Source organism: Anoxybacillus amylolyticus, assembly GCF_001634285.1.
GTDB classification, from domain to species: Bacteria; Bacillota; Bacilli; order Bacillales; family Anoxybacillaceae; genus Anoxybacteroides; species Anoxybacteroides amylolyticum.
In genome coordinates this window covers 591965-614789 of the sequence record NZ_CP015438.1, presented here as the reverse complement: position 1 = coordinate 614789, position 22825 = coordinate 591965, and the positions used below count along the sequence as shown (strand labels likewise).

The 22825-nt window shown below is 44.3% G+C and carries 23 protein-coding genes and 1 riboswitch; of the genes, 1 reads left to right on the top strand and 22 read right to left on the bottom strand.

Features of this window, described 5'->3' with window-relative positions:
• Positions 1-9: 9 nt before the first annotated feature.
• The 21 genes from GFC30_RS03055 to GFC30_RS02950 form a co-directional block, all read right to left on the bottom strand.
• Positions 10-1377, bottom strand: a complete 1368-nt coding sequence (locus GFC30_RS03055) for a bifunctional metallophosphatase/5'-nucleotidase (RefSeq protein WP_066322858.1) — start codon at positions 1375-1377, stop codon at positions 10-12.
• 15 nt (positions 1378-1392) lie between these two features.
• The gene (locus GFC30_RS03050; RefSeq protein WP_066322857.1) at positions 1393-2208 is read right to left on the bottom strand and encodes a sulfite exporter TauE/SafE family protein; all 816 of its coding nucleotides are present in this window, start codon (positions 2206-2208) and stop codon (positions 1393-1395) included.
• Between the two features lie 38 nt (positions 2209-2246).
• On the bottom strand, positions 2247-3095 hold the full coding sequence (locus GFC30_RS03045; RefSeq protein ID WP_066322856.1) for a DUF72 domain-containing protein: 849 nt from the start codon (positions 3093-3095) through the stop codon (positions 2247-2249).
• A 92-nt stretch (positions 3096-3187) separates the two neighbouring features.
• Positions 3188-4585 (bottom strand): Fe-S cluster assembly protein SufB, encoded by a 1398-nt coding sequence (sufB, locus tag GFC30_RS03040; RefSeq protein ID WP_066322855.1) that lies wholly within the window; start codon positions 4583-4585, stop codon positions 3188-3190.
• A gap of 23 nt (positions 4586-4608) precedes the next feature.
• Entirely contained in the window at positions 4609-5046 is a 438-nt protein-coding gene (gene sufU / locus GFC30_RS03035; RefSeq protein WP_066322854.1) for a Fe-S cluster assembly sulfur transfer protein SufU, read from the bottom strand.
• Entirely contained in the window at positions 5036-6256 is a 1221-nt protein-coding gene (locus tag GFC30_RS03030; protein WP_066322853.1) for a cysteine desulfurase, read from the bottom strand. Before GFC30_RS03030 ends, sufU begins: the two co-directional genes overlap by 11 nt.
• Entirely contained in the window at positions 6256-7566 is a 1311-nt protein-coding gene (gene sufD / locus GFC30_RS03025; RefSeq protein ID WP_066322852.1) for a Fe-S cluster assembly protein SufD, read from the bottom strand. The genes GFC30_RS03030 and sufD overlap by 1 nt, the downstream gene beginning before the upstream one ends.
• A gap of 15 nt (positions 7567-7581) precedes the next feature.
• The gene (gene sufC / locus GFC30_RS03020) at positions 7582-8361 is read right to left on the bottom strand and encodes a Fe-S cluster assembly ATPase SufC (RefSeq protein ID WP_066322851.1); all 780 of its coding nucleotides are present in this window, start codon (positions 8359-8361) and stop codon (positions 7582-7584) included.
• 296 nt (positions 8362-8657) lie between these two features.
• Positions 8658-9023, bottom strand: coding sequence for a carboxymuconolactone decarboxylase family protein (locus GFC30_RS03015; protein WP_066322850.1), 366 nt, complete (start codon positions 9021-9023; stop codon positions 8658-8660).
• 125 nt (positions 9024-9148) lie between these two features.
• On the bottom strand, positions 9149-9973 hold the full coding sequence (gene metQ / locus GFC30_RS03010; protein ID WP_066322849.1) for a methionine ABC transporter substrate-binding lipoprotein MetQ: 825 nt from the start codon (positions 9971-9973) through the stop codon (positions 9149-9151).
• 20 nt (positions 9974-9993) lie between these two features.
• Positions 9994-10659 carry a methionine ABC transporter permease gene (locus tag GFC30_RS03005; RefSeq protein ID WP_066322848.1) on the bottom strand — a complete coding sequence of 222 codons (666 nt, stop codon included), beginning with the start codon at positions 10657-10659 and terminating at the stop codon, positions 9994-9996.
• Positions 10652-11677: a methionine ABC transporter ATP-binding protein gene (locus GFC30_RS03000; protein WP_066322847.1), complete on the bottom strand. Its 1026-nt coding sequence runs from the start codon at positions 11675-11677 to the stop codon at positions 10652-10654. The genes GFC30_RS03005 and GFC30_RS03000 overlap by 8 nt, the downstream gene beginning before the upstream one ends.
• A 72-nt stretch (positions 11678-11749) precedes the next feature.
• Positions 11750-11855: riboswitch (SAM riboswitch) on the bottom strand.
• 558 nt (positions 11856-12413) lie between these two features.
• Positions 12414-13721, bottom strand: a complete 1308-nt coding sequence (locus tag GFC30_RS02990; RefSeq protein WP_409978495.1) for an O-acetylhomoserine aminocarboxypropyltransferase/cysteine synthase family protein — start codon at positions 13719-13721, stop codon at positions 12414-12416.
• 119 nt (positions 13722-13840) lie between these two features.
• Positions 13841-14188: a sterol-binding protein gene (locus tag GFC30_RS02985; protein WP_084256402.1), complete on the bottom strand. Its 348-nt coding sequence runs from the start codon at positions 14186-14188 to the stop codon at positions 13841-13843.
• Between the two features lie 163 nt (positions 14189-14351).
• A complete protein-coding gene (locus GFC30_RS02980) occupies positions 14352-14669 on the bottom strand; it encodes a thioredoxin family protein (RefSeq protein ID WP_066322843.1) in 318 nt (105 codons plus the stop codon).
• 14 nt (positions 14670-14683) lie between these two features.
• Positions 14684-15025, bottom strand: coding sequence for a ribonuclease M5 (locus GFC30_RS02975; protein WP_066322842.1), 342 nt, complete (start codon positions 15023-15025; stop codon positions 14684-14686).
• 111 nt (positions 15026-15136) lie between these two features.
• On the bottom strand, positions 15137-15520 hold the full coding sequence (gene gcvH, locus GFC30_RS02970) for a glycine cleavage system protein GcvH (protein WP_066322841.1): 384 nt from the start codon (positions 15518-15520) through the stop codon (positions 15137-15139).
• A 64-nt stretch (positions 15521-15584) separates the two neighbouring features.
• Positions 15585-15953, bottom strand: a complete 369-nt coding sequence (locus GFC30_RS02965; RefSeq protein ID WP_066322840.1) for an arsenate reductase family protein — start codon at positions 15951-15953, stop codon at positions 15585-15587.
• Between the two features lie 51 nt (positions 15954-16004).
• Positions 16005-17789: an acyl-CoA dehydrogenase family protein gene (locus GFC30_RS02960; RefSeq protein ID WP_066322839.1), complete on the bottom strand. Its 1785-nt coding sequence runs from the start codon at positions 17787-17789 to the stop codon at positions 16005-16007.
• 56 nt (positions 17790-17845) lie between these two features.
• Positions 17846-19021: an acetyl-CoA C-acetyltransferase gene (locus GFC30_RS02955; protein WP_066322838.1), complete on the bottom strand. Its 1176-nt coding sequence runs from the start codon at positions 19019-19021 to the stop codon at positions 17846-17848.
• Positions 19022-19036: 15 nt separating this feature from the next.
• Positions 19037-21421 carry a 3-hydroxyacyl-CoA dehydrogenase/enoyl-CoA hydratase family protein gene (locus tag GFC30_RS02950; protein WP_066322837.1) on the bottom strand — a complete coding sequence of 795 codons (2385 nt, stop codon included), beginning with the start codon at positions 21419-21421 and terminating at the stop codon, positions 19037-19039.
• 184 nt (positions 21422-21605) lie between these two features.
• Here GFC30_RS02950 and GFC30_RS16350 point away from each other — a divergent pair, with 184 nt between their 5' ends.
• Positions 21606-21755, top strand: a complete 150-nt coding sequence (locus GFC30_RS16350) for a YuzL family protein (protein WP_084256169.1) — start codon at positions 21606-21608, stop codon at positions 21753-21755.
• Positions 21756-21784: 29 nt separating this feature from the next.
• On the opposite strand, the gene GFC30_RS02945 is transcribed toward GFC30_RS16350, so the two are convergent.
• Positions 21785-22702 (bottom strand): proline dehydrogenase family protein, encoded by a 918-nt coding sequence (locus GFC30_RS02945; RefSeq protein WP_066322836.1) that lies wholly within the window; start codon positions 22700-22702, stop codon positions 21785-21787.
• Positions 22703-22825 lie beyond the last annotated feature (123 nt).

The following is a 22825-nucleotide window of genomic DNA, read 5'->3' as shown; positions in this document are numbered from 1 at the left end:
GTGTGCCTATTAACATTGCGAAAGCTTCCATGCCAATACGTCACGCAAAAACTCCGGCATGTAATAAATTTTGTTCGGTGCTCGTTGAATTTCCGGATAAAAACGTCCGAACGTAAACATATCAATCGTCGCCACTGCGTACGTTTCATTCGGATGAATTTCACGACTATCAATGAAAATGCGGCGAATGTGCGTCGTTCCGTCCGCTAATTTTTCCGTCTGCAACGTTACACCGTCATACACCATTGCTCCCATCACTTTTCCGCGAAATCCAAACCCACGGACAGAAAGATGCTTCATTTTTTCCGTGTGTGCCTGCAAAATCACTTCTTTTAGTTCATCGCCTTTTAAATACACTTTACACGGGTTAATGGGATGAGGACAAATACAATGCAAATCTTTTTTCGTCACTGGACCTTTTGAAAGCGGCCCTAGCAGCACGCCTGCATTGACCATACCGATGTCGCCACCGCACCACTCTCGCAGCGCAGACGCTAATAACTCGGCAAACGGAGAAGGCTCAAACCACTGTAACGGTAAGTCAGTGGAAAGTTCAGCGACACGTTCTTGCTCAAGTTGACGCAAACTTTTTTGCTCGAGTACTTGCAATGTTTGCTTCGTTTGCTCACAAGCAGGGAGTGTTGCTGTTTCAATAAGGGTCGCTTTCGGCGCCTCATTTAGTTCAACGATGCCGATGTACTGTCCATATTTTCCTGCCCCGCATAATAGCGTATCGTTTACCCATTTTCCTTCGGGCAACACATGATGGGTATGCCCACCAAGAATAATATCGATGCCCGGAATCGTCTGTGCAATCGTTTCATCGTCCGTCATTCCTAAATGCGAAAGCAACACGACAACGTCTGCCTGTTCTCGGACTTTTTTTACGAGTGATGGCAAAAGCTCAAACGGGGAAGCAACTGTCCAGCCAAGCAGCTCGTAAAATTTCGTAAAATGCACCGTCACCCCAATAACGCCAATACGAAGCGTATCCGAAACAGGAATAATCGTATACGGCTTTAGCCAGTAAGGGCGCTTTCCGTTTTGTTCGAACACGTTAGCTGCCACCACAGGAAATTGAGCCGCTTCATAAAGCGTGTTAAGTTCTTTATGGTCGAGCGTAATACCTTCGTTATTGCCAAACGTCACTGCATCGTAGCCTAACTCGTTCAGAAGCTGAACGTTCGCCTTTCCGCGCGTTGCCTCCGTAATCGGGTGGAATCGGTCGATAAAATCGCCGATGTCAAACAAAAGCATTGTTTCTCCCTTTTGGGCATGCTCTTTTCTTTTTTGTTGCAAAAATCCCGCGATTTTTGGCCAATTTTCGAAATGGCTATGCACATCGTTTGTGTGGTATATATAAATCGGTTGTTTCAACAAGCAACACCTCTTTTACGAAATCCCTTGAATGATGAGGCGGACACCGAGCAAAATGAGCACTACTCGTAAAATAAAGACGATCGTTTTACTTTTTAGCCGTTTGTTCATCCATGCTCCTGTTTTCGCCCCAAACCAAACGCCAGGCACAAGCAAAAGGACAAACCACCACTGCACATTGCCCATCACCATATGGGTTACGGAGCTGACGAGGGAGGATAGAAAGACGATGAACATTGATGTTGCCACCGCAACGTGCGGTGGGAAGAAAAACAATAAAATCATGGCAGGAACCATTAGCGAACCGCCACCAATGCCGAATATTCCGCCAAAAAAGCCGACCATAAAAGCAATGGAAATCGCTGTCATTGGATGATAGCCGTATGTCACGGTATCTCCCTCATTCGTTATATATGTACGCGTTACTCGGAAATGCTTTTGTTTCGACTGTTCCGTTGATTTTTTCGTGAACATAAGCAAAAAAGAAACACTAATAAGAAATAGCCCGAAATAAAGCGAAAAATGCGCCAAACTTAACGATTGATTGGCCCAAGCGCCTAACATAGCACCTGGTCCGCTACCGATAAAAAAGAGTAGCCCGCTTCGATAATCAACCATTTTATCTTTCATATACGATAACGTCGAGGAAAGACCGTTAAAAATAATGACGACAAGCGACGTACCAACCGCTACTTGTGGAGAAACTGTCGGTATGAGATGCGACGCCCCCAAAAACAAGAGCGATGGAACGATAATGACTCCTCCACCTAAGCCAACTAAACTGCCAATCGTTCCTGCTAAAAAGCCAACCAATAAAAGCAATGCATACATATCCTCATCCCCATTACACTTTTTCTCCAAACGCTGGACTAAAATAAATCTAGCTGCCTTGGTGCTAAATCGGTATATTCTATGCCAAGTAACAACATCAGTTGTTTGGCGTTATCCGCCGCATCTCCACCAGAGTTATTGTTAAACAAGATGTAAAGATCCGTCGTTTGCGTTTCTAATTTGCGAATATGCGCCACCCATTCACGCAACTCGTGTTCATTATATCGATATAAATAGCGAACGGCTCGCCAATTTTCCCCGCTCGTCGCTTTGTTCCAGCCGTATACGTTTCGACCGTGCAGCCGAATTAACGTTTTATCGCGATCGGTCGGACATAATACCGTCGGAATAGAGCCTTCGCCAGCTTGCGGCTCGTCACAAATCGTATGAATCCACCGTTCGTCGCGCATAAATTGCAACGTTTTTTCATAAAAAGGGGGCGAAAACCACGACCGGTGACGAAACTCAAGAGCAACCGGTACCTCTCCCATCCGCTCCCGACACCAGCGCAAATAAGCGACATGCTCCCTTCGACAGTCAAACCATGGCGGAAACTGAAAGAGCACCATGGCTAACTTTCCCGCTTCCATAAATGACGCAATCGACGTTAAAAACGCAGCAAACATATCCTCTTTGCTTTCGTATGGAATTGTCCCACGTTCATGTCCGGTCATCCCTTGGTATGCTTTTACGACAAAGCGAAACGACGCAGGCGTTTCCTTCACCCACTTTTCAACATTTTGCTTCGGTTGAATGGCATAAAAATACGAATCCACTTCCACCGTTGGAAAATGCGCCGCATAGTGTTGCAATTTTTCTTTCGCAGACAACCTTGACGGATAAAGGCTGTTATGATCCCCCCAGCCAGTAAGTCCGATATAAATCATCTTCATCACCTTATTTTCATCATACCATACTCTCAGTAAAAGATGTAAAAAACCGGTCATTCGCTTTCACGAATGACCGGATGTTTAAACAATTAACCGATAGATCCTTCCATTTCAAACTTGATTAAACGGTTCATTTCCACCGCGTATTCCATAGGAAGTTCTCTTGTAAATGGCTCAATGAAGCCCATGACGATCATTTCTGTTGCTTCTTGTTCAGAAATGCCGCGGCTCATGAGATAGAATAATTGCTCTTCCGACACTTTCGACACTTTCGCTTCATGTTCGAGCGAAATGTTGTCGTTTAAAATTTCGTTATATGGGATCGTATCTGATGTTGACTGGTTATCCATAATGAGCGTATCACACTCAATGTTTGAACGTGAGCCAGATGCTTTGCGCCCGAAATGAACGATGCCTCGATACGTCACTTTTCCACCTTGTTTAGAAATTGATTTGGAAACAATTGTTGAGGACGTGTTCGGTGCTAAATGAATCATTTTCGCTCCTGCGTCTTGATGCTGTCCTTTTCCAGCAATCGCAATCGACAGCGTCAATCCACGAGCGCCTTCGCCTTTTAAAATGACCGCTGGATATTTCATCGTCAATTTCGAACCGATGTTTCCGTCAATCCATTCCATCGTCGCATTTTCTTCGCAAACGGCCCGCTTCGTCACGAGGTTAAAGACGTTGTTCGCCCAGTTTTGAATCGTCGTATACCGGCAATACGCACCTTTTTTCACGATAATTTCAACAACCGCGCTATGGAGTGAGTTCGTTGTATACACTGGCGCCGTACAACCTTCAACATAATGGACATGCGCGCCTTCATCGACGATAATTAACGTCCGTTCAAACTGACCCATATTTTCCGAGTTAATGCGGAAATACGCTTGTAAAGGCGTATCGACTTTCACGCCTTTTGGCACATAAATAAACGAACCGCCCGACCAAACAGCAGAGTTAAGTGCCGCGAATTTATTATCTGTCGGAGGAACAACTTTCGCCCAATGTTCACGGAAAATATCTTCGTTCTCTTTTAGCGCCGAATCGGTATCTTTGAAAATGACCCCTAATTTTTCAAGGTCTTCTTTCATGTTATGATAAACAACTTCTGATTCGTATTGTGCCGATACCCCAGCTAAATATTTTTGCTCTGCTTCTGGAATCCCAAGTTTATCGAACGTCGCTTTAATTTCTTCCGGTACTTCATCCCAAGAACGTCCTGATTTTTCCGATGGTTTCACATAATACGTAATTTCATCAAAATTTAAACTCGACAAATCGCCGCCCCATTGCGGCATTGGCATGCTATAAAAAATATCTAACGCTTTTAAGCGAAATTCAAGCATCCATTGTGGCTCGTTTTTCATCCGCGAAATTTCTTCAACGATCTCTCGCGTCAATCCGCGTTCGGCACGGAAGACAGAAACGTCTTTATCCGCGAACCCATACTTGTATTCACCGATTTCCGGCATTTTTTTCGCCATTTCCTTCGCCTCCTTGAAGTCATTCACTGTTGTGAATGCAATCCTTTTTCCATCGCTTTCCATGCCAACGTCGCACATTTGATGCGCGCTGGAAATTTAGAAACACCTTGCAGCGCTTCAATGTCCCCTAAATCGACCGAATCGTCGTATTCTTTTCCTTGCATCATGTCTGAGAAAATTTGCGAAAGCATAAGCGCTTCTTCAATCGTTTTTCCTTTAATCGCTTGGGTCATCATCGACGCAGACGACATCGAAATGGAACAGCCTTCTCCTTCAAACTTTGCATCAACAATTTTTCCGTCTTCCACTTTCATCGTCAAATGAACGCGATCCCCACACGTTGGGTTGTTCATATTAATTTCCACATTTTCATCGTCAAGAACCCCACGGTTTCTTGGGTTTTTATAATGATCCATAATGACTTGCCGGTAAAGTGTGTCTAATGGATTATTAAAAGACATGGCTGAAATACTCCTTCGTTTTCTTTAATGCCACCACTAAACGGTCAATGTCTTCTTCTGTATTATAAAGATAAAAGCTGGCACGGGCCGTCGCCGTCACGTTCAGCCATTTCATGAGTGGCTGCGCACAGTGATGCCCTGCTCTTACTGCAATCCCTTCCGCATCTAACACGGTTGCAACATCGTGTGGATGGACATCGTTGATATTAAATGTCACTAATCCAGCCCGCTGTTTCGGACCGTAAATCGTTAATCCTTCAATCGCAGAAAGCTGTTCAATTGCATATTGTGCTAGCTTATGTTCATGGGCTGCAATATTGTCTAATCCGATTTCTTCTAAAAAGTCAATGGCTGCGCCTAACCCGATAGCTCCAGCGATAATTGGTGTTCCGCCTTCAAACTTCCACGGCAGTTCTTTCCACGTTGATTCGTACAAACCAACAAAATCAATCATTTCGCCGCCGAACTCTACCGGCTCCATTTGCTCAAGCAATGTCCGCTTTCCATATAATACGCCAATCCCGGTCGGTGCACACATTTTATGCCCAGAAAACGCGAGGAAATCGCAATCTAAGTTTTGCACGTCAAGTTTCATATGAGGGGCGCTTTGCGCGGCATCGACAACCATAACCGCCCCGTTTCGATGGGCAATTTCCGCCATTTGCTTAATCGGGTTAATCGCACCGAGCACATTCGACACTTGCATGACAGAAACAATTTTCGTATTCGGTGTCACCGTATTTTCCACGTCGTCCAAACTAATCGAGCCATCTGCCTGCAACGGAATATATTTTAATGTCGCACCTGTTTGTTTGGCGACTTGTTGCCATGGGATAATATTGCTATGGTGTTCCATATAGGTGATGACAATTTCATCGCCTTCACGCAAATTCGCGCGTCCGTAGCTTGCGGCAACCATATTCAGCGCTGTCGTCGTTCCGCGCGTAAATATAATTTCTTGCGTCGATTTGGCGTTAATAAATTTCCGCACCTTTTCGCGCGCCCCTTCATACGCATCGGTCGCTTTCGTTCCGAGCGTATGCACGCCGCGGTGCACGTTCGAGTTATATTCGCGATAATATTTCTCTAGCGCTTCAATGACAGGAAGAGGTTTCTGAGAAGTAGCTGCGCTATCTAGATAGACTAACGGCTTGCCATTCACTTCTTGCGCTAAAATCGGAAACAGCTGACGAACCTCTTTTTCATTCATCATTTAACTTTCCTTTCGATAATTTCAATTAATTGCTTTTTAACGCCTTCTAATGGAATTTCATTAACAACCGGTGCTAAGAAGCCGTGGATAATTAATCGTTCTGCTTCCTTCTTCGGAATTCCGCGGCTCATTAAATAATATAGCTGTGTCGGATCGACCCGCCCAACCGAAGCAGCGTGCCCTGCCGTCACATCGTCTTCATCAATTAAAAGAATCGGGTTCGCATCGCCACGCGCTTTTTCGCTTAACATTAAGACGCGCGATTCTTGCTCTGCGTTCGACTTCGATGCCCCGTGTTCAATTTTGCCGATGCCGTTGAAAATCGATGTCGCGCTATCTTTCACCACGCCATGTTTCAAAATATATCCTTCCGTATGCTTGCCGTAATGGACGACGCTCGTTGTAAAGTTTTGCGTTTGCTCCCCGCGACCGACAACGACCGTTTTCGTATCGCCATACGAACCGTCACCGATTAAACGAGTAATGTTTTCCGAAACTGTATCGCCATCGTTCATCGAGCCGAGCGCCCATTCAATGCGACTATGGCGTCCTGTGACACCGCGGCGGTTTACATAGACGGTCGTTCCTTTCGCCAAATGATCGACTGCCGCAAAAAAGACTTGGGCGTTGTCGTTAGCAAACACTTCCACGATAATATTAGCAACCGCATTCGCCTCACCATGGATAGAAAGATAATTTTCCACATAGGAAACTTTACTGTTTTCTTCTGCAACAACGATGACATGGTTGAATAAAACCGCTTCTTTGTTTTCTTGCATATACACAGCTTGAAGTGGGGTTTCTACTTCAACGTTCTTCGGTACATATACAAATACCCCACCGTTCATTAATGCAGCGTGGAGAGCAGTTAACCGATGTTCATCGATGCGAACACCATCTTTCATAAAATATTTTTCGACAAGCTCGCTATATTCACGAACAGCCGTAAAAATATCGGTAAAAATAACACCTTTTTCCTTTAAGTCTTCCGCTAAAGAAAGATATACTGGTGTATTGTCGCGTTGCACATATAAATTTTTTGCTTCGTCTTCTAAATTAATGAGCGCTTTCACCGCTTCTGGAAGTTCTTCTAATGAGGAAAGCGGAGCGCTTTGCACGACGTGATGAGGAAATGGAGTAAAATTCCATTTGTCAATTCTCGTTTTATCTGGCTTTGGCAACGGCAATTCTTCCGCTTTAGCAAGAGCTTGTAAGCGAAGATGTAACAACCAGCTCGGTTCGCCGTGCCCTTCGGAGAAGGTGCGCACATACTGTTGGTCGAATGGTAATTTTGTTTCAATCATCATAAGTCCTCCTAACGCTTACACTTCTTGCTCAACAGTTTCGTCTTCAATGCCAAGTTCTTTCTTAATCCAATCGTATCCTTCTGCTTCTAAACGGTGCGCTAACTCCGGTCCGCCGGATTTAACGATACGTCCTTGCATCATGACGTGCACGTAGTCTGGTGTAATGTAATTGAGCAAGCGTTGGTAGTGGGTAATGATCAAACAGCCGAAGTCGCTACTACGCATTTCGTTAACGCCTTTTGATACGATTTTTAGCGCGTCGATGTCAAGACCAGAGTCGATTTCATCCAAAATCGCAATTTTTGGCTCTAACATCATTAGCTGTAAAATTTCGTTCCGCTTTTTCTCCCCGCCGGAAAATCCTTCGTTTAAATAGCGGTGCGCCATGTCTGGATTCATTTCCAAAAATGTCATTTTTTCATCGAGTTTACGGATAAATTTCATGAGCGAAATTTCGTTTCCTTCGCCAAGTCGAGCATTTAACGCTGCACGTAAAAAGTCAGCATTCGTTACCCCGCTAATTTCGCTTGGATATTGCATCGCTAGGAAAAGTCCTGCACGAGCGCGCTCATCTACTTCCATTTCCAATACGTCTTGCCCGTCTAACGTGATGCTTCCTTTTGTCACTTCATATTTTGGATGGCCCATAATCGCCGATGATAACGTCGATTTGCCAGTTCCGTTTGGTCCCATAATGGCGTGAATTTCGCCACCTTTTACCTCTAAACTTACCCCTTTTAAAATTTCTTTTCCTTCCACAGATACGTGGAGATCTTGAATCGTCAACACTGCCATGAAAAATACCTCCAATTGTAAAAAGTTTGTGTATCTCATTGACTGATTTTACACACTTATTGTATTCTCATTTTATTCTCATTACAATCTTATAACAAATGAAAAGGCTAATCAACCATTTAACCTCATTACAATACTTTTTAAACAAAAAAGTTTCAAAAGTATGTAATGAAAGAACCTATCTTTTCCGATCATTCAAGAAAACATAGAAACCGCCCAATCCCTACGGTTACGAATTGTTTTTTCCTTATTATATTGGCGCAATGGAAGCGAAAAAGACTCCTTTCCGGAGTCTTCTAATGCTTTGTTGCTAGTTCACTCATACATTCTTGAACAAGTGTTACCGCTTGGCTCATGGCCGCGCCTCCAGCAAATGCTGCTGCAACACCGCATGTTTCTAAAATTTCCTGCTCTGTCGCCCCTTGATCCAGACACCCCTTTGTATGATAAATGGTACAATATTCATCTTGTGTTGCTAAACTAATGCCCAAAGCTATTAGCTGTTTTTCTTTTTTTGACAGCGCGCCTTCTTGAAAACAAACTTCCGTAAACGCTTGAAATTGCTTTGCAACCTCCGGAAGTTTATTCGTAAACGCTCCTAATCCTTCCTTGTAACGCCGTAAAGCCGCTTCCGTCGAGGAACGGTGCATTTGCTTATCCATCAATATAACCCCTTTCTAACATGAAGTTCGATGTTAGTATGGCTAAAAAATCGCTTTTCTATCAGGATTTCCCACTAAAAAAGAACAGAGGCAAAATCGCCTCTGTTCTAACCTCCTGCGCTTTTTTATTGTGCGGCTGGAATGACAGCACCTTTATATTTTTCTTTAATAAAGTCTTGAATTTCTTTTGATTGCAATACTTCTACTAATGTTTTAATTTCTTTACGATTTTCGTCGCCTTTGCGTACAGCAATGATGTTTACATATGGGTTATTTTTTGGCGATTCGACGGCAATTGGGTCTTTTGCTGGATTTAATCCTGCATCTAATGCATAGTTCGCGTTAATCACGACCGCATCGCCTTCGTTATTTTTATAAATTTGCGGTAAAAGACCTGCGTCTACATCTGTTTTAAATTTTAATTTTTTCGGATTTTCGACAATATCATTGACCGTTGCTTTCGTTTTGTCTACGCCGTCTTTTAATTTAATTAGTCCTTTCTCTTGTAACATCGATAAAATGCGGCCATGATCAGCGACGGAGTTACTCATAATAATCGTTGCGCCTTCTGGCAACTCGTCAAGGCTTTTATATTTTTTTGAATAAATGCCGATTGGTTCAATATGCACGCCACCCGCGTTAACGAAATCATAGCCATACTCTTTTTTCTGCGCTTCTAAATAAGGAATGTGTTGGAAATAGTTCGCATCAATTTCTTTATCCGCTAACGCTTTGTTTGGCAAAATGTAATCTTGGAATGTCACAATTTTTAAGTCAATACCTTTTTTCTTTAAAAGTGGTTTTGCTTTCTCTAAAATTTCCGCATGCGGTACATTAGAAGCACCGACGACTAATTTTCCTGTTTCTTTTTCTCCGCTAGCATTGTTGCTACCGCAAGCGGCAAGCGCCAATACGAGTACCGCGACGAATAAAACCATCCATTTTTTCATGCTGTTTTTCCTCCTATTTTTTATCTTTTATCTATTTTAGAAGTGACAAAGTCACCAATAAACTGGATGATAAACACAATAACTAAAATGAGCACAGTCGCAACAAATGTTACGTCGTTATGGTTGCGCTGAAAGCCTTCCAAATATGCTAAGTTTCCAAGACCGCCTGCTCCGACAACCCCCGCCATCGCCGTATACCCGACAAGGGCAATCGCGGTTACCGTAATACCAGAAATCAGCGCTGGCAGTGATTCTGGGATAAGCACTTTCCAAATAATTTGCGCTGTCGTCGCTCCCATCGCTTTCGCCGCTTCAATGACGCCTTTGTCAATTTCACGAAGGGCAATTTCGACCATCCGCGCATAAAATGGTGCTGCCCCGATGATGAGAGCCGGCAATGCTGCATTCGCCCCGAGAATTGTGCCGACTACTACTTTCGTAAACGGAATAAGCAAAATAATTAAAATGATAAACGGAATGGAGCGAAAAATGTTAACGACGGAAGAAATGATGGTATTCGCTAGTTTATTTTCCCAAATGTTCCCTTTCGATGTTAAAAACAATAACAATCCGAGAATAATCCCTAATATAAACGTAGCAACGACCGCCATTCCCGTCATATAAAGCGTTTCCGATGTCGCCGCCCAAATCGTTTCCCACTGAATGTTCGGAAACAAGTTATTCATTCGTCATCACCTCCACTTCGACTTGTTGCTGGCGAATGAAAGCGAGCGCTCTCTCAATGTCTTCGTCTGCCCCATCCATATGGATAAACAACACACCATATGAACCGTGATGCGTTTGCGAAATTTTTCCTTGCAAAATGTTGACGGTTAAATCGAATTGGCGAATGAGCTGGGTAATGAGCGGTTGCTCGGTAGAGTCGCCAACAAACGTAAGCTGCACTAATTTTCCGTTCGGGTATTGGTCGAGTAATTGTACCATCGCTTCTTTCGTTTCTTCTGGTTCCGTCACTTGCTTCACAAACCGCTTCGTAATCGGCTGCTCTGGTTTACGGAATACTTGCAACACTTCGCCCATTTCGACGATTTTTCCATTTTCCATCACTGCCACACGATCACAAATTTTGCGAATGACGTGCATTTCGTGTGTAATGAGCACAATCGTCAGCCCGAGCCGCTGGTTAATATCGACAAGCAAATCTAAAATCGAATCGGTCGTCTGCGGGTCGAGCGCTGATGTCGCTTCATCGCACAATAATACTTTCGGACGATTGGCTAACGCGCGAGCGATGCCGACACGCTGCTTTTGTCCACCGCTCAATTGGGAAGGATAAGCATCCTCTCGTCCTTCTAGCCCAACGAGCTGAATCAGTTCATCAACCCGCTTTTGTCGCTCTTCTTTCGGAACGCCGGCAATTTCGAGTGGAAAGGCAATGTTTTCCCTCACCGTGCGTGACCAAAGCAAATTAAAATGTTGAAAAATCATGCCGATTTGCTGGCGTGCTTGCCGCAACTCACTGCCGCTAATTTTCCCCATATTTTTTCCATCCACAATCACTTCACCGCTCGTCGGCTTTTCTAGCCCATTCAACAAGCGAAGGAGCGAACTTTTTCCTGCGCCGCTATAGCCGATAATGCCGAAAATTTCCCCTTCTGCCACGTGCAAGTTGACGTGATCAACCGCCGTTACATCACCGCTTGCAGCTTGATATATTTTCGTGACATTCGATAATGTAATCATACTTTCCACCTTCCTCCCATGAAAAAAGCCTTTCTGCTCAAGAGAACAGAAAGGCGTCATCATCCATTCTGTCTCTTATCTCTCAAAGCAAACGCTTTGTGTGAATTGGCACCATTTCAGCAGCGCTGACGGTTGCCGGGTTTCATCGGGCACATCCCTCCACCTCTCTTGATAAGAGCGCATTTCACCGCTTTATTCAGTTAACGTTTTAACACATTTAAGAGTTTTTTTAACTACGAATGTGATTGTATCACCGACAAAAAGAAAGTGTCAATAAAAAAATTTTTAAAATGTTTTTCCACGAATGTTGATTATCGATTCATCACCATAACGTGTACTTGACAAGTGAGGCTTTTTCTCGTGTCACCCTGTATGAAAACCTTTGATTTACTGATTTTTCCTTACAGAAGGAAAGATCACATGTTTTGAAACAGTCAAGTACAACTTTTGGTGAAGATCCCAAAGTTTATTTAATGAAGTAAAATTTAGTGAAAAATAGTAGAGGGGAAATGGTATGGTTATTCGTACATTGCTTGTTGATTCTGATCCTATTTATTTGCTTGGTTTGAAAAAATTGTTAGAAAATGAAAGTAGCCTAACGGTTATCGGTTCTGTTTCTTGTCTTGATTCACTAGACACTCTTGTACATATACATGTACCAGACGTCATTGTGATAAATATGCGCATAATCAAATGAGAGGTGCTAGTCGAAAAGTCTAACTAGCACCTCTCATACCTACACTCGCGAATACATCGACCGCACACCTGTCGCCGCTTCGATCGCTTGTTCTAAGTCTTCGATTAAATCGTCCACGTTTTCGATTCCGACTGATAAACGAATCATATCTTCTGTCACGCCGGATGCTTTTAAGTCTTCTGCGCTTAGTTGTTGATGCGTTGTGCTTGCTGGGTGAATAATTAAACTTTTCGCGTCGCCAACGTTCGCCACATGCGACCAAAGTTTCACGTTGTTAATAAGCGCAACCCCTGCTTCTCGCCCGCCTTTAATGCCAAAGACAACCACTGCCCCAGCTCCTTTTGGCATATATTTTTTCGCTAATTCGTTTGCCGGATGCCGTTCATGTTCCGGATAAAGCACCCATTCTACCGCTGGATGTTGATCTAAATACTCAACAAGTTTTCTCGTATTGGCAATATGTTCTTTCATGCGTACGTGCAACGTTTCTAACCCTAGATTAAATTGAAACGCGTTAAACGGGCTAATCGCTGGTCCTAAATCGCGCAACAATTGAACGCGCGCTTTCACAATATAGGCAGCCGCGCCTAAATCGGCATACACAAGCCCGTGGTAACTTTCGTCAGGTGTCGTAAACCCTGGGAATTTTGGTGAGTTCCAGTGAAATTTCCCGCCATCGACAATAATGCCGCCGAGCGTCGTTCCATTCCCAAGCAACCATTTCGTCGCTGAATGAACGACGATGTCTGCCCCATGCTCAATTGGCCGGCAAAGGTACGGCGTCGCAAACGTGTTGTCAATAATCAACGGGATACCTGCTTCGTGCGCAATTTCCGCCACCGCTTCAATGTCTAGCACGTGCAAGCTCGGATTGCCGATCGTTTCCGCAAAAATTGCCTTCGTTTTTGGCGTAATTGCCGCCCGGAAATTTTCTGGATCAGACGGATCGACAAAATGGGTCGTAATGCCGTATTTCGGCAACGTATTCGCCAACAAATTGTACGTGCCGCCGTACAAGGTGGAAGCAGAAACGATGTCATCCCCTGCATGAGCGATATTTAAAATCGCTAACGTAATAGCTGCCATTCCGCTCGCAACGGCAAGGCTGCCAATTCCACCTTCTAGCTGCGCCACTCGGTCTTCAAACACTGTGGCTGTCGGATTATGAATGCGCGTATAAATGTAACCCGCTTCTTTCAAGGCAAAAAGATTAGCGGCATGTTCCGTATTCGCAAACTGATACGCATTCGACTGATAAATCGGCACAGCACGTGCCCCTGTTACCGGATCTGGCTGCAATCCCCCATGAACCGCAATTGTTTCTAACCGATATGATGATTCACTCACGCTAATCCTCTCCCCCGCCCCTCTCTTAAAGCGTATGCCGAAAATACTGCCACGAGAGGGATATTTTCAAATCGTTTAACTTTTCTGAATAATAATACTATCATTCTTGTTCTATGAATTCAAGAGGCATGTCGATACGGTTTTGCTAAATGAAATAACGATTCTAGCAATAAAATGTGACGAAAACTTCCGAAAACCGCTATTTCTTTTAGACGGAGCTGTTGTTGCAGTTTGAGTTCTCCATAGAATAGACTTTTTAACGCTTCTTTTGTGCCGCAAACAGTTACCGCTTTTTGCTCATCCACTTCTGATGTTCGATACATTCCTTGTTTGGAGAGGCAAAAAATCATCTCCTCCTCTTCACATTGAAAACAAACATATAATGCTTCTTCCGGCAAGATCGGCAACAAATGTTTCAACGCGTTTACCCGTTCCACAAACTGCTTGACTAATTCGTCCATACTCAGTTCCCGCCTCTCTATTTTCCTTCTCCCTTTACTCATTCCATTTGGCGTGCGGGAACTCCTTTTACAACTTCTCGACAAATCCCCACGAAAACATACAAAATGTTGCGCATTTCCCGAGAAATATGTCAAAAAACGTCTGTTTATGCGAAAAAACACCGCTTCTTTAGCGGTGTTTTTCGACTGTTTGGATCGTTTCGTACAGATGGAGAACCGAATGAAACGCATATAGTTTTTGCCGTATCGTTCCATCGTGAAATAAAAGCAAACATGGAACGCTTTCGATTTTCCACTCGATCGCACGTTCCGGCATATAATTGATATCCGCTTGGTAAAAAGGGATGTGAGGGAATAGTTGTTCCACCACCTCTAGCATCCGCTTCGCCAGCTGGCACGTCCCGCACATCGGGGTATATAAATACAAACAGGCAATCGTTTGCGTCTGCAGTTGCTCATCCAATTGTTTCATCCCTACTTCTTGCATTTTTGCCCCGTCCTTTATAAATCATCGACATGCACATCAATATTGGCACCTAATAACACCATAGCAATATGTTGTTTCGGTGCAGCAGCAACTTCTCGATACGTTCGGTCAATATATAAATGCTCCGCTTCCGGAAACTCGCGGCGCAATTGTTTCCTTAGTCGCTCTCCCGCTTCGTCCGCATCAACTAAAATGAACACTTCTTTATTATACAGTGCTTCACTCCACTCGTCTAATTTGGAACGACTAATCGTTCCATTCGTGCAAATAATTTCGATCGGTTCTTTTACTAAATTTTCTATTTTTTTCTTGTCTGAGCGTCCTTCGACAATAATCACTTTTCCACTATCCGTCATAAACATCCTCACCTAAGTTAAAATGACTTATTGTATTATTCTATGCATTTTCTTGCATTTCCTCTATAACAAACAAAGCAATGACACTAATGGCCATTGCTTTGTACAGGTTTATGCTTCGTTAATCATTGCTTCATATTGTTCCGCCGTCAACAAGTTGTCCACTTCGCTTATATCGGACGGCTCAATCACAATCATCCACGCTTTTTCATACGGAGATTCGTTGACAAACTCAGGGCTATCGTTTAACGCTTCGTTCACTTCCACCACTTTTCCACTAATTGGTGCATACAGTTCCGAAACCGTTTTCACCGATTCAACGCTACCAAATGGCTCGTTTGCTGTTACTTCTGTTCCAACTTCCGGGAGCTCTACGAAAACGATATCTCCTAATTCTGCTTGGGCAAAATCCGTAATGCCGACGCGCACTTTGTCGCCTTCGACGCGCACCCATTCATGTTCTTCCGAATAACGCAATTCTTTTGGTGTGTTCATGTCAAGTCCCTCCAACTGCAAATGTATTCTTTTTAATAATAACTGATTTTTTTGAAAAACTCGACTACCTTCCGTTTGCTTGTCCAAAAAATTTTTCGTATTGCTGTTCATCAAAACCGACAACAACGTTCGTTCCGTCTGTTAGAAGTGGCCGTTTCACTAACATGCCGTCGGATGCTAAAAGATCAAGCAATTCGTCATCGGAAGAGGCAGGGATTCGATCTTTCAACCCGATCACACGATATTTTTGTCCGCTTGTATTGAAAAATTTTTTGAGCGGCAACCCGCTTTTTTCATAAAGCTCTTTTAACACTTCTTTCGACGGTGGCTGTTCGACAATATGTACAGTGTTTACTTCTATGCCGCGCTCATCCAGCCATTTTTTCGCTTTCCGGCACGTGCCGCATTTTGGGTACCAATAAAACGTTACCATTCAATCACCTCAACAACAAAAGTACCAGACCGCAGCCTGGTACTTCCATTATTACACAATATAGCGCTCTGCTTCAATTAACGCCGCCGCTGCTTCGCGTTTTTTCGCAATGACGTTAATTGGCGTATGACGGGTGAGTTTGCGCAATGCCGACAACATCATGCGCAACATATCGCCTTGTTCGACCGCAATAATCGTTTCTTTGGCGTGTGCTTCAATTTCGTTAAATGCCTCTTGGCAGAAAATTTCTGTGTAAAGAATTTTTTGTTTGTTTTTCTCTACACCGGATGTTTGGATCGCTTTTTCGGTGCGAAGAAGCGCAGATTCCATTGCATAAATGTTGCTGACGATGTCGGCGATATTGACTAAAATCTCTTGCTCTTTTTCTAGTTTTGGGCCGAATTTTTGTGCCGCTAGCCCTGCTGTTAACAACGCAATTTTTTTCGCGTTGCGTACCAAATATTTCTCTTGCTCAAGCACACCGTCGCCCACTTCTTCCGGCATTACCATCATCAACTCTTCTTGTAATTGCTGCGCTTTTTGTAAAAGCGGAAGTTCCCCTTTCATCGCCTTGCGCAAATACGTGCCTGGCACAAGAAGGCGGTTAATTTCGTTCGTTCCTTCAAAAATGCGGTTAATGCGCGAATCGCGGTACGCGCGCTCAATCTCGTACTCTTGCATAAAGCCGTAACCGCCATGAATTTGTACGCCTTCATCGACGATGTAGTCCAATACTTCCGTCGAGAAAAACTTGTTGAGCGAACATTCAATCGCATACTCGGCAATCGATTTGGCAATTTCTTTGCCGTCTTTCGCTTGTTCTGCATCTAATTGGCTCATCCGCTCTTCAAATAAGCCAACCGTACGGTAGACGGAGCTTTCTGCTGCATATAATTTCGATGCCATGGTCGCAAATTTTTCTTGCGTTAATGTAAATTTGGAGATCGGCGTTTTAAATTGTTGACGTTGGTTCGCGTATTGAATTGTAATTTCTAGCGCGCGTTTCGCACCGCCGACCGCGCCGACCCCTAATTTATAGCGACCGATGTTTAAAATATTGAAGGCGATGACATGGCCCTTGCCAATTTCGCCAAGCAAGTTTTCTTTCGGAACGAGCGCATCTTGTAAAATTAATGTGCGCGTCGAAGAGCTTTTAATCCCCATTTTCTTTTCTTCTGCGCCTGTTGATACACCAGGGAAGTCACGTTCGACGATAAACGCGGAGAAATGTTCGCCGTCCACTTTTGCATACACGACAAATACATCTGCAAATCCAGCGTTGGTGATCCATTGTTTTTCGCCGTTTAAAATGTAGTGCGTCCCTTCTGCGTTCAGTTTTGCCGTCGTTTTTGCCCCTAACGCGTCAGAACCAGAACCAGGCTCAGTTAACGCATACGCCGCAATTTTTTCACCTGTTGCCAACGCTGGCAAATATTTTTGCTTTTGTTCTTCTGTACCGAATAAAACGATTGGAAGCGAACCAATGCCGACGTGTGCGCCGTGGGAAATCGAGAATCCGCCTGCCCGTGACATTTTTTCGGCAATCAAGGCAGAACTGATTTTATCCAGCCCTAATCCACCGTACTCTTCTGGAACGTCCGCCCCTAACAATCCAAGCTCGCCCGCTTGTTTTAATAGTTTCACTGACCGGTCAAATTCGTGGTTTTCTAAATGCTCCAATTGTGGAAGTACTTCGTTCACAACGAACTCTTCTGTCGTTTTCGCAATCATTTTTTGTTCATCGGTAAAATCTTCCGGTGTAAATACACGCTCACAAGAAACATCTTCAACTAAAAAGCTGCCGCCTTTTACTACTTGCTCTGTTGCTTTTGTCATTGTTATTCCTCCCCCTTATTTGTCCGGTGAGGCGGATTTACCGCCCGCACCGCTTTTTAATTAATTAATTCAAACACACCTGCCGCACCCATGCCGCCGCCGATGCACATCGTGACAATGCCAAATTGCTCGTTGCGGCGGCGCATTTCATGAAGAAGCGACAATGTTAATTTCGCTCCTGTGCATCCGAGCGGATGACCGAGCGCAATTGCTCCGCCGTTAACATTCACTTTGTCTTCATCTAAACCAAGTTCGCGAATGACCTGAATCGATTGGGAAGCGAACGCTTCGTTCAGTTCAAATAACCCGATATCAGAAAGTTCAAGCCCCGCCAATTTCAACGCTTTCGGAATCGCCGCTACTGGGCCGATGCCCATCACTTCCGGCGGTACCCCAGCGACCGCGAACGAACGAAACTTGCCAAGCGGTTTTAGCCCCAATGCTTCTGCTTTTTCGCGCTCCATGACCATGACCGCTGCGGCGCCATCGCTCGTTTGCGAAGCGTTTCCAGCCGTGACCGTTCCATTCACAGCAAATGCTGGACGAAGCTTTGCCAATGTTTCCATATTTGTATCTGGGCGCACCCCTTCATCTTCTGAAAAGAGCACCGTTTTTTCTACTAGTTTATTGTTTTCGAGCTTGCGAATAGTTACTTCGACGGGAACAATTTCATCGACAAATTTCCCTTCTTGAATCGCTTTCGCTGCCCGTTGATGGCTGCGCACCGCAAATGCGTCTTGGTCTTCGCGCGTCACGCCGTATTTCATCGCTACTTGCTCTGCCGTATGCCCCATCGACATATAATATTCTGGCGCGCTTTCTGCCAACTTCACATTCGGACGTACAACGTGCCCCATCATCGGCACAAGGCTCATCGACTCAACCCCACCAGCGATGATCGTGTCTGAATGCCCGAGCATAATTCGCTCTGCTGCGTAAGCAATCGCTTGTAACCCAGATGAGCAATAGCGATTGATCGTAATTGCCGGAACCGTATACGGAAGCCCTGCTAGCGCTCCGATGTTGCGGGCGATGTTTAATCCTTGTTCCGCTTCCGGCATCGCACAGCCGATAATTAAATCGTCAATATTCCCTTCATAATTTCCTGCCCGTTTTAACGTTTCTTTCACGACAAGCGCCCCTAAATCATCCGGACGCACATGGGCAAGCGTTCCTTTCTTTGCTTTTCCGACAGGTGTACGCGCCCCCGCTACAATGACCGCTTCTCTCACAAGATCCCCCCCTTTTTAGTTACGCAACGGCTTCCCTTTCACAAGCATATGCTGCATTCTTGCTTGTGATTTCGGTTCGCCTACTAAACTTAAAAATGCTTCCCGCTCTAAATCTAATAAATATTGTTCATCGACTTCCGTTCCGTACGGCACTTTGCCACCGGCAATAACGTATGCGAGCTTTTTCGCAATCGTTAAGTCGTGGTCGGTAATATAGCCAGAAAGATGCATCGATTGCGCCGCCAATAATAGCGTCGCATACCCCGTTTCGCCGACTACCGGTACTTTTTTACGTACTGGCGGCTGGTAGCCGTTGTCATAGAGCGAAATGACTGCCTGTTTTGCATCGTAAAGCAAATGATCGCCGTTCATCGAAATGCCGTCTGTATTATTTAAAAAGTTTAGTTCACGTGCTTCCACGGCTGATGTCGATACTTTCGCCATCGCAATCGTTTCGAATACTTTGTTCGCCACTTTTTGTAGATCAAATTCTACGCCGTTTGGCATGCTGTTTAAATGTTTAATATACAATTCTTTGTTTCCGCCGCCACCCGGAATTAAGCCGACGCCCACTTCAACAAGTCCCATATACGTTTCCGCAGCTGCTTGAATGCGGGCAGACGGCAAGCAAATTTCCGTTCCACCACCGAGCGTCATCGCAAACGGTGCGACAACGACCGGTTTCGGGCTGTATTTAATATTCATCATCGCTTGCTGGAACTGCCGAACAACAAATTCAATTTCCAAATAGTTATCGTCTTGTGCTTCCATTAAAATCATCGCTAAGTTCGCACCGACGCAGAAGTTTTTACCTTGGTTGCCAATGACAAGTCCTTTGTAGTTGCGATCGACTTCTTCGAGCGCATAGTTGATCATTTGTACAATATCTAAACCGATCGCGTTGTTTGGCGAATGAAATTCTAATAGCGCGACATCATCGCCGAGGTCAATGAGACTTGCACCGCTATTTTTCTTAATAACGCCTTTTTCTTCTTTCAGCCGTTGAATATGAATGACTTTGGCGTTTTCCTCTACCGCTTTGTATTCGCCACGATCGTAAAAGAGTACGTTGCCGTTTTCTGTTTTGTAGAACGATGTGTGTCCGTTTGCCAGCATTTCAGTAATCGAATCCGGGATATTCCGTCCTTCCGCCTGCATTTTGCGAACGGATTGCTCCAGACCGATCGCATCCCACGTTTCAAACGGGCCTAGTTCCCAGCCGAATCCCCATTTCATTGCGCGGTCGATCGCAACAATGTCATCCGCAATTTCACCGAGCAATTTCGCTGAGTAAAGCAATACAGAACTTAAAATATTCCAAAGCAACGTGCCAGCGCGGTCGTCCGCATATACAAGCGCTTTCAGTTTGTTCGCTAATCCTTTCGCCTGTTTGCTCGCCTCCGTTGCCGGCGTTTTTAATTTCTTGCTTGGCTCGTATTCCAGTGTTTCGTAATTCAGCTCCAAGATTTCTTTTCCTTTTTTCAAGAAAAAGCCTTGGCCAGATTTGCTTCCGAGCCATCCTTTTTCTAACATTGCTTTCATAAAATCTGGAACACGGAACGCTTCTTTTTCTTCTCCTTCTACTTTTTCAAATACGTTATTGGCGACATGCACGAACGTGTCCAATCCGACGACATCAAGCGTGCGGAATGTCGCACTTTTCGGCCGTCCGATGAGCGGGCCGGTGACCGAATCGACTTCGCCGACGCTGTAGCCGCCTTTCATCATCTCTCTTACCGTCACTAACAATCCGTACGTACCGATGCGGTTGGCGATAAAGTTCGGCGTATCTTTCGCCATGACGACGCCTTTACCAAGCACATCTTCACCAAACGTTTTCATAAACGAAACGACGTTCGGATCCGTATGTTTCGTTGGAATGACTTCGAGCAATTTCAAATACCGCGGTGGGTTGAAAAAGTGCGTGCCTAAAAAATGCTTTTTAAAATCTTCCGAACGCCCTTCTGCCATCGCTTCAATCGAAATCCCTGACGTATTGGAACTGACGATGCTGCCCGGTTTTCTCACTTCATCAACTTTAGCAAAGACGCTCTGTTTGACATCGAGCCGTTCAACAACGACTTCGATGATCCAATCCGCTTCTTTCAACCGATGGAAATCGTCTTCAAAGTTCCCAACTTCAATAAGGGCAATCTTCTCCTTTGACATAAGCGGAGCTGGTTTTTGTTTTAATAATTTTTGCAATGCTTGATTGACGAAACGATTGCGCACTTCTTTATGTTCGAGTGTAAGTCCTTTTGCTTCTTCTTCTTTTGTCAGTTCGCGAGGCACAATGTCTAATAGCAATGTCGGAATGCCAACGTTCGCTAAATGCGCGGCAATTCCGGAGCCCATCACTCCAGACCCGAGAACCGCTGCCCGTTTAATTCGTTTGACCATAGTCCTTCCCCCTCACCTCTATTGAATGAACAGTCATTCATTTTTTGTCGAAAAAAATTTTCGCAACAACTTCTCTTATATTAAATATAAAGTATGTTGCAAATTTTCGCAATATATAAGCTTAACATTTTTTTACTCGCATATCCCCATTTTTTTGGAGATGCTAATAATGGAGGTGACAAACATGGCAAAAATGAAAAAAAACCCTTCCAAAAACGGCGTAAGTGCCACTAGCGTCAAAGGGAACGCCGGACCGACAGTGGAAATGGACGGCGGCGGGAAAAAAACGAGCCAAAACCAGCAATATAAAAAGCAAAATATGCAAGCAGACTAAAAGGGCGCTCGTTTTTTCGAGCACCCTTTTTATTTTCGGAACATCCCTTTAAGCACAAATGCAACATTCGCTGGACGCTCAGCAAGACGGCGCATAAAGTAGCCGTACCAGTCCGTTCCGTACGGGACGTAGACGCGCATTGTATAGCCTTCGCGCGCCAATTGTTCTTGCCGCTCTGGGCGGATGCCGTACAGCATTTGAAATTCAAATTGGGTGTTTGGAATGTTATATTCTTTTACGAGTTGTTTCGTATATTCAATGATGGCGTCATCATGCGTCGCAACAGCAGTATAGTTTCCGTTTAACAAATGCATTTTAATGATTTTTTTAAAGTTTTCATCGACGTCTTTTTTCTCTGGAAACGCCACTTCCTCGGATTCTTTATACGCTCCTTTTACTAATCGCAAGTTCGGATGGTATTCTTTTAAGTCTTCGATGTCCGATTCCGTTCGGTATAAATACGCTTGCAACACCGTACCGACGTTATCGTATTCGGTTTTTAACTGCTTAAAAATATCGATTGTTTTTTGGCAGCGCGAATAGTCCTCCATATCAATCGTCACAAATACATCGTTAGCCTTTGCTGTGTCTAAAATGCGGCGCATATTCCGCATCACAAGTTCATTCGAAATATCCAGCCCCATCGACGTCATTTTTAACGATAGTTGCGAGTTTAACTGTTCGCGACCAATTGTTTCAATTGCTTCGATGCAATGGTTCGCCATTTCATTTGCTTCTTTTTCGTTATCGACAAATTCACCTAAATAGTCGACCGTGACGACAAGCCCTTTTTGATTTAATGAGCGAATCACTTCTACCGCCTGTCCGATCGTTTCCCCTGCGACAAAGCGGGAAGCGCCAAACCGCAAACCGTATTGTTTTGCCAATTTTGTTAACGTTTTATTTTTCGATAAAAACAAAAAAAAGTCGCGCATTACTTGTTCCATCGTATGCTACTCCTTTCCTTTTGCAAGCGCATTCAAAATAGCCCTATCATGATTGTACCACGTTTTCCTATCGCTGAATACGTTTTTCGACAAAATTCGGCATATGTATATTTTCTCCTAAAA